Raw genomic sequence first — 8,400 nt, 5'->3', positions numbered from 1 at the left:
ATATCAGAATAATAACCTTCATTTTGATCTTTATTAAACGTAAACATTTTTGATTTACCAAATAGCTTTTTTGCATCCGTTTTTAATGTTGCAAAGGCGTTGGTTAGCTGTTCTTGGGTAACTTCGTTTGCATTGGGGTTTTTTATTTGCGCTAAATAATAGGCTAATACATTAAATGGCGCATCAATTTTTAACTTTAAACTATCAATGTTATCAATACCTAGCATGAGTTGTTGTAGTTCTGCCCATTCACCAGATATGTTACAGAAAAAATTCGCATTAATATCACCGGCTGGGTTTTGCCAATGTAGTTTATTTAATGCCAATTTGATGTTGGCTGGTGCTTGTTGGTTAACATCGGCTTCATAAAGGTCTATATCAAAATTGTTTAATATCATGGCAATATTAATACCTTGGTAGCTAAGATCTAAAGAACCATTACCTAAATGTTGTTACCCAAACAATACTGATTGGGCATCTACTTTTAACCAACCATCTATCGTATTAGCCGTGCTTAAGGTATTTTCTTCTGCAATGGTGAGTTTTTCAATCATGATTGATGAGTCATTAAACTGGTTAATGTCAGGCTCAAATGTTATTTTATCTATTGTGACATGCGCATTAGGAGCTTGATATTTATTATTTAAACTCCCTTGGTATGTTAGGTTATCAAGTGTAAGGCGTGATGCTGAATATTCATCGATCAGAAAGGCTATTTTATTAGCGTTTATGGTGTAATTAACGCCTTTTTTTTCTGGTCTAGGCTCAGCTAATAAGTTGAATTTATTTAAAGTAATTATTGGTTCTTTAGGATTGTCATAATAACTAAATTTATCAATATTGGCTTTGGCAACGATACTTGAAAAATCTTCATTGCTTTCAATTATAACATTGCCATCAGAGACATCTAAACCACCATGAATAAAATAATTAGCATCAAAATGTGAAGTGAATGCTGAATCAGTCAGTTTAAGCGCTTTATTAGTCAGTTTAATGGTGAGATATTCGTGATAACTTATCCCCATATTGGCGGTGATAAACGATTGGTTACCCGCTAATTTCCAAAGCTCGGGCGCTGATTTTTCAGGCATTGCATAATTGATCCATGCTATTTGTGGTGTAAATTTTCCTTCAGCTAGTGCCACCATAGGAAATGGCCCATGATGAATTGTAATTTCATCATTAAAAATAGTTGTTTCTGCTTGTTTTTTTTCTGCTTGATTTTTGTCTTGTTCAAGTTGCAAATCGGTATCTTTGGGCACTAATTTAATGGTAAGGTGAAGTTGCGTTGAAAAAATAGCTTTTTGGTAATCGCTATATTCAATCACCACGTTAAACAAATTTTGATAATTATCAACTTGTTTTGTGATTTGTTGTATTTTATTGTCGATATTAGCTTCAATCATATTGCCAGTGTGCCAAGATGCGCCTATGTATCCTGAACCTAATACAGCAATAATTGCTGTGGTAATAATGCTTTTTTTTATCATGATTTTCCGCTTATTTGGTTTAATTAATATTTGTTTTATTGAGCTGGTTCTTGATGCTCAGAAAACGCTTTTAATAAAGTTTTAATGTAGTCTATTCGTTCTGTTGATTGTAATTGTGAACGAAGTAATTTTAATCTATTGGCGCTTTCCAAACGGTAATTTTTCGGTTCTTTTTGAATGATTTCAATTAAATAATCAACCGATACCTTATTATTGCTACCAAATTCAATATAGCCACCTTTTTCACCAAATTCGATTTTTGTGATGCCTAATTGATTGGCGTGATAACGAATTTGGGTGGTTTCCAATAAAAATAGTACTGCATCGGGTAATTGACCAAAGCGATCTCGCATTTCGATTTGAATTTCTGTTAGCTCATCAAGGCTATTAATACTTGCAATACGTTTATAAAGCGATAATCGTGTATTTACATCAGGAATAAAATCATCAGGGATGAGTGTCGGTAAACGTAACTCGATTTCGGTTTGTTGGTTGTTGAGTAATGATTCAAGGGTTGGCTCTTTGCCTTCTTTGAGTGATTTAACGGCGTCTTCAAGCAATTCGATATAAAGATTAAAACCAATGGTTTCAATTTGTCCACTTTGATCGCTACCTAATAGTTCGCCTGCACCACGAATTTCAAGATCATGTGTGGCTAGGGCAAATCCTGCACCTAAATCTTCAAGCGAGGCAATGGCTTCAAGGCGCTTTTTAGCATCTTTGCTGAGCAATTTAGGGTGAGGTGTTAATAAGTATGCATAAGCTTGATGATAAGAACGACCAACACGCCCACGCAATTGGTGCAACTGAGCTAAACCAAATTTATCGGCTCGATCAATAATAATGGTATTAGCGTTAGGAATATCAATACCTGTTTCAACAATTGTTGTACAAACTAGTACATTATAGCGTTGATGATGAAAGTCATTCATGACGCGCTCTAAGTCACGTTCATGCATTTGTCCATGACCAATGGTAATGCGTGCTTCGGGAACCAATTTTGCTAATTCTTCGCTGACTTTTTCGATATCTGATACATCATTATGTAAATAATAGATTTGACCACCACGCAAAATCTCACGCAAAATGGCTTCTCTAATCACAAGATCATCATATTCTCGAACAAAGGTTTTTACCGCTAACCTGCGAGCTGGTGGTGTTGCAATAATAGAAAGATCTCGCATACCCGTCATTGCCATGTTGAGCGTTCTTGGAATTGGGGTGGCTGTTAGGGTTAAAATATCGATGTTTGCTCGCATTGCTTTGATGCGTTCTTTTTGACGTACGCCAAAACGATGTTCTTCATCAACAATTAATAAACCTAAATCTTTCCATTTGATATCTTCTTGTAATAATTTATGTGTACCAATGACGATATCAATTTTTCCCTCTCCAAGTGCTTCAATAATAGCTTTTTGCTGTTTGGCGGTCTTAAAGCGAGATAGGCTTTCGATGCGAATTGGCCAGTTGGCGAAACGATCGCAAAAGCTTTCATAGTGTTGTTCTGCAAGGAGTGTTGTAGGGACTAAAACAGCGGTTTGTTTATGATTAATTACCGCTAAAAAAGCAGCACGAATTGCTACTTCTGTTTTACCAAATCCAACATCACCACAGACTAATCTGTCCATGGCATAAGGCGAACACATATCGCCAATGACTGCACCAATAGCATTTTGTTGATCGTCGGTTTCTTGATAAGGGAATCCTTGGCAAAATAACTCATAGTGTTCTCGATCTTGTTTAAACTCGAAACCTGGTTTGCTTTCACGTTCAGCATAAATATCCAGTAGTTCAGCTGCGACATCTCGCACTTTTTCGGCCGCTTTTTGCCGTGCTTTACTCCATGTATCGGTGCCTAATTTATTTAGTGGCGCATTTTCTTCATCTCCACCAGAATAGCGGCTAATTAAATTTAATGACGCAACAGGGACATAAAGTTTGGTATCGTTAGCATAGAGTAATATAAGGTATTCAGCTGTAATGCCACCTGTTTCTAATGTGGTGAGTCCTGCATATCGACCTACACCATGTTCCAAATGAACAACAGGTTTACCCGGTGTTAGCTCAGCTAAACTGCGAATAAGTGAGTCAGTATTAATGGCTTGTTTGTGTTCTTTTTTACGACGAATAATGCGTCTGCCTAGTAGCTCATTTTCGGTAATAAATGCAAAATTATCTTGCTGATTAATAAAACCTTGTTCACTAGCACCAATCATTAGGTAAAAACGATTGTTGTTGCTTTGTTGCTCGTCAAGTTGATTGAGGGGCGTTGGGTGAATTCTAATTCGTCCTAAAATTTCTTGTAATGCTTCTTTACGTCCTTCTGATTCAACCGAAAATATGATTTTTCCTGTAAAATCTGCAATAAATTTTTCAAACTGTAAATAAGGATCTTTTTGCTGACTTTGAATGGCTATTTCTGGTAAAGCACAATAAGGTAGATTGATGTTTCTATTTGACTCAATAATTGGCTCGTGGGTTAAAACCATGCGTGGATATTGTTTGAAATAAGCAAATATTTCATCAGTTTTAGACCAGATCAAGTTAGGTTCTAAAAGTGGCCTCATTGGATCAACACCACGGCTATCAAAACGTTGACGAATATCATGCCAATATTTATTAGCGTATTGTTCAATATTTGCGGTATTGATGATGAGTGTCTTATCAAGAAAATAAGAACAAAGCGAGGTTAATGGCTCACTGAAAAACAGAGCTTGCCAATACTCAATACCTGTTGGCAAAATATTTTTACTAACTTGCTGGTAAATACTTTCTGGCTCTAATCTGACTTCAAACTTTTCGCGCCATTGGCTTCGAAATAGCTCAATAGCTGCTTTATCAAAGGGAAACTCATGAGCAGGTAGCAATTGGATTTGTTCTATTTCATCAAGTGTTCGTTGAGTTTCGGCATTAAAAGTGCGAATGCTGTCAATCTCATCATCAAAAAAATCAATTCGATAAGGGTGAACACTTCCCATCGGGTAGATATCAAATAGGGCACCGCGAGTGGCGTATTCACCATGTTCCATAACTTGGCTTACTGAACGATATCCTGCATTTTCAAGTTGTAAACGTAGGTTCTCTCGACTAATTTGTAAGCCTTGTTTCATTATAAACACATGCCCATTTAAATAGCTTTTAGGGCAGACTTTTTGCATTAATGTATTGATGGGTAAAATTAAAGCCCCTTTTTTTAGATGAGCTAAATGATACAAGCAAGACAAACGCTCAGAGATGATGTCTTGGTGTGGCGAAAAGCTATCATAAGGTAATGTTTCCCAATCGGGAAAAGAGATCGAAGGGAAAGGCGAGAACTGCTTTAGCTCTTCATCAATACGCGAGGCTTGTTGCATATCATCAGTAATAATCACAACTAAGCCATCATGAATATTTACGATTTGTGCACAAAGTTGTGATAAAGATGAGCCAACAAGTTGCCCAATGTGTTTTACTTCACCTGATTTTTTAGGTATTAACGTTGAAATATTTTGTGTTTTAGGCATGATGAGTTCGTTGAAATTGCTACAAGATTATAGGTTAGATTATAACGTAAGTACGTGGTTGTTTTCTATAACTGTTTAATCCTGTATGATAAGCACCTTGCATTTAACTCGTAAAACTTTGTCAAAAAGTTTCAGGTAATATATACGTTTATGTCAAAAATATTTCGCCCATTAGTGTTTTATATCGGTTTGCGTTATGTATATGGGCAAAAAACCGATGGTTTTGGTCGTTTTGTATCATGGTTATCAATGATTGGAATTATGCTGGGTTCTATTGGTCTAATCGTTGTATTATCTGTGATGAATGGATTAGAAGATCAAATGCAAAACAGTATTTTAAAGTTTTTTCCTCAAGCTCAAATTACCTCTAATCAAGGAAGAATTGATCCCAATGTCATTTTAAGTTCGCCTTTTGAAAAGATTACAGGAGTTAATCGCATTACGCCTTTAGTCACTAGTGATGTAGTATTACAAAGCGAACAAAGTATTACTGTCAGTACTTTAATGGGGGTAAAACCGGAAGATGAAGACCCAATAAGTGATTATATTTACATGGGTTCAATTTCGGATCTACAAGCAGGACAATATAATGTTATTTTAGGGCAAACGCTTGCCAATCAGTTAGGTGTTACAATAGGCGATAAAATTCGATTAATGGTGACAGATGCAAGCCAAATAACTCCAGTTGGGCGGATTCCTTCGCAACGTTTGTTTAATGTGGTTGGACTGTTTTCAGTTAATCATGATATTAATCAATCTCTTATTTATGTTAATCAATCTGATGCAAGAAATTTGTTACGTTATCCTGCCAATATGATCACTAGCTGGCGCTTATTCTTAGACAAACCCCTTGATATTGCATCGGTCACTAATACCGCATTACCAGAAGGGTTAGTGTTTAATGATTGGCGTGCAAAACGCGGTGAATTATTTCAAGCCATTAAAATGGAAAAGAATGTCATGGGATTATTGATTAGTTTAATTGTTATTGTTGCCGCTTTTAATATTATTACTTCATTAAGTTTACTGGTAATGGAAAAGCAAGGTGAAGTGGCTATTTTGAAAACGCAAGGTCTATCGCGATTTAAAATTATGTTCATTTTTATTATTCAAGGTGCAAGCTCCGGCATAATTGGCACGCTCTTAGGGAGTGTTTTAGGATTGTTACTTGCAGTCAACTTAAATGAAATCATGCAAGCGTTGGGCTTATCTTTAGCGGGTATTTTGCTACCGTCGCTCGTTGAGCCATCGCAAATTATTTTAATTATTATTGGATTGCTTATGTTATCGTTAATTTCAACTATTTATCCTGCATACCGTGCAGCCAATATTCAACCTGCTGAGGCTTTACGTTATGAATAATTCTGAAAAATTACTATCAGCAAACAATCTTTATAAAACTTATAAAGAAGGCAAAATGGTAACGGAAGTTTTAAAAGATGTTTCATTTGATATTTACCCAAAGTCGTTACTCGCCATTATTGGTAGCTCAGGCTCAGGTAAAAGTACATTATTACATTTACTTGGTGGGCTTGATAAACCCACTTCAGGTGATATCATTTTTAAATCACAGCAGTTAAATCAATTATCTGAACAAGAAAAAGCGCGATTGCGCAATCAAGAAATTGGCTTTGTTTATCAATTCCATCATCTATTACCTGATTTTACAGCATTAGAAAATGTAGCTATGCCACTGTTAATTGGTGGTGTTTCGCCAAATGAAGCAAAACAACGTGCTAGGGCAATGTTAGAATCCGTTAACTTAGTAAAACGAGCTAACCACCGTCCTTCTGAACTGTCTGGTGGTGAACGCCAACGTGTAGCAATAGGGCGAGCATTAATTAATAATCCCGCTTTAGTTATGGCTGATGAACCGACGGGTAATCTTGATAAATCAACGGCAGATTCTATCTTTGAGCTATTGATTAAATTAAATCGTGAACATGGCACTGCATTTTTAGTTGTTACGCATGATCTAGAGTTAGCCAGTAAACTTGATAAACAGTTGGTGATGAGAAATGGCAAACTATCTGATAGCGTATCATCAGATAAAAAGCTAATGGATAACTAATATGAATTTATCTTTAATTACCGCCATCAAATTTCGAAAAGGGCGCCGTAAAAGTGGCATGGTGTCATTAATATCTATCATTTCAACATTAAGTATTGCTATTGGTATAGCGGCATTAATCATTGGCTTAAGTGCCATGAACGGCTTTGAGCGAGAACTACATAACCGCGTATTATCTGTTGTGCCTCATGGTCAATTGTATCTTGATTCTGGCAATTTAGAGAATTGGCGCCATGTACAGCAAGAGCTTACAGAAAATAAAAATATTGTATCAGCCGTTCCATTTGTTAGTTTTACTGGGCTTATTGAAAACGGTAGTAAACTCGGTGCTGTTGAAGTACAAGGGCTTGATCCTGAGCAAGAACAGCAAATTAGTGCATTACCTAACTATGTGCTCAATCATAAATGGCAAGAATTTAAGGCAGATAATCAACAAGTTATTATTGGTTCTGGTTTAGCAAAATCTTTAGCGGTAAAAGAGGGGGCTTGGGTTTCTTTATTAATTCCTGTATCAGCAAGTGGATCAACTCAACTCAAACCACCTAAGCGAGTTCGCTTACAGGTTATTGGTATTTTGGATTTAAGTGGTAGTTTAAGTAATAACGTTGCTCTATTGCCTTTAGTTGATGCGCAAAAACTACTCAATATAGGTGACAGTGTCACTGGGATAATAATTAATGTCAATGATGTATACCGAGCTAATCAAATTATAGGTCAAGCTGCATTGAGCTTAGATGACACCTTATCATTTAATAGCTGGGAAAATTCATTTGGTTTTATGTATCGCGATATTCAGATGATACGACAAATTATGTATCTGGCAATGATTGTGGTCATCGGTGTTGCTTGTTTTAATATTGTATCAACGTTAGTTATTGCTGTTAAAGACAAACAACGTGACATCGCCATATTGAAAACACTAGGTGCAACTAATCGATTAATCAAACATATTTTTATTTGGTATGGGGTAATTTCTGGATTAATTGGTAGTTTAATTGGTGTTATTTTAGGTGTGATATTGTCATGGCAACTTTCCAACATCATGGGGTTCCTTGAATCATTAATGGGGCATAAAATTTTAAACAGTAATATCTATTTTATCGATTTTTTACCATCTGAAATTCACTTCTTTGATGTGGCGATAGTGTTTATAACTGCCATGTTACTTAGCTTAATTGCTAGCTACTATCCTGCTAAACGAGCTTGTAAAATTGAGCCAGCTCGAATCTTAAATAGCTTTTAACAGTTAGCTCAAATAAAACGCTGTTTGATTGGTTATCATCAGCGTTTTTTTATTATTAATTATAAATATAATAGCCATTAGGTAAAGCATAAT

6 protein-coding genes are annotated in these 8,400 nt (G+C 35.9%); 3 read left to right on the top strand and 3 right to left on the bottom strand.

Annotation, left to right across the window (positions count from 1 at the left end; all coding sequences use genetic code 11):
- From A9G30_RS11490 to mfd, 3 genes are all read right to left on the bottom strand, one after another.
- On the bottom strand, nt 1-398 hold a 398-nt coding region (locus A9G30_RS11490; protein ID WP_141672103.1), incomplete at its 3' end, for a DUF945 family protein.
- Nucleotides 399-452: 54 nt separating this feature from the next.
- Nucleotides 453-1,490: a DUF945 family protein gene (locus tag A9G30_RS11485; protein WP_065589043.1), complete on the bottom strand. Its 1,038-nt coding sequence runs from the start codon at nt 1,488-1,490 to the stop codon at nt 453-455.
- Nucleotides 1,491-1,525: 35 nt separating this feature from the next.
- On the bottom strand, nt 1,526-4,993 hold the full coding sequence (gene mfd / locus A9G30_RS11480; RefSeq protein ID WP_065589042.1) for a transcription-repair coupling factor: 3,468 nt from the start codon (nt 4,991-4,993) through the stop codon (nt 1,526-1,528).
- A gap of 159 nt (nt 4,994-5,152) precedes the next feature.
- Here mfd and lolC point away from each other — a divergent pair, with 159 nt between their 5' ends.
- The 3 genes from lolC to lolE are packed head-to-tail and all read left to right on the top strand — an operon-like array spanning nt 5,153 to nt 8,307.
- Nucleotides 5,153-6,355: a lipoprotein-releasing ABC transporter permease subunit LolC gene (gene lolC, locus A9G30_RS11475; protein WP_065582811.1), complete on the top strand. Its 1,203-nt coding sequence runs from the start codon at nt 5,153-5,155 to the stop codon at nt 6,353-6,355.
- On the top strand, nt 6,348-7,064 hold the full coding sequence (lolD, locus tag A9G30_RS11470) for a lipoprotein-releasing ABC transporter ATP-binding protein LolD (protein ID WP_065582788.1): 717 nt from the start codon (nt 6,348-6,350) through the stop codon (nt 7,062-7,064). Before lolC ends, lolD begins: the two co-directional genes overlap by 8 nt.
- 1 nt (nt 7,065) lies before the next feature.
- Entirely contained in the window at nt 7,066-8,307 is a 1,242-nt protein-coding gene (gene lolE, locus A9G30_RS11465) for a lipoprotein-releasing ABC transporter permease subunit LolE (protein WP_065589041.1), read from the top strand.
- Nucleotides 8,308-8,400: the final 93 nt, after the last annotated feature.

The sequence above is a fragment of the Gilliamella sp. Fer4-1 genome, from assembly GCF_001690515.1.
GTDB classification, from domain to species: domain Bacteria; phylum Pseudomonadota; class Gammaproteobacteria; order Enterobacterales; family Orbaceae; genus Gilliamella; species Gilliamella apicola_C.
The sequence above is the reverse complement of the archived record's forward strand: the minus strand, read 5'-3'. Positions and strand labels throughout refer to the sequence as shown.

Coding starts and splice junctions, on each gene's coding strand:
- A9G30_RS11485 (WP_065589043.1), bottom strand. CDS start 1,490: ATGATAAAAAAAAGCATTATTACCACAGCAATTATTGCTGTATTAGGT.
- lolD (WP_065582788.1), top strand. CDS start 6,348: ATGAATAATTCTGAAAAATTACTATCAGCAAACAATCTTTATAAAACT.
- lolE (WP_065589041.1), top strand. CDS start 7,066: ATGAATTTATCTTTAATTACCGCCATCAAATTTCGAAAAGGGCGCCGT.
- mfd (WP_065589042.1), bottom strand. CDS start 4,993: ATGCCTAAAACACAAAATATTTCAACGTTAATACCTAAAAAATCAGGT.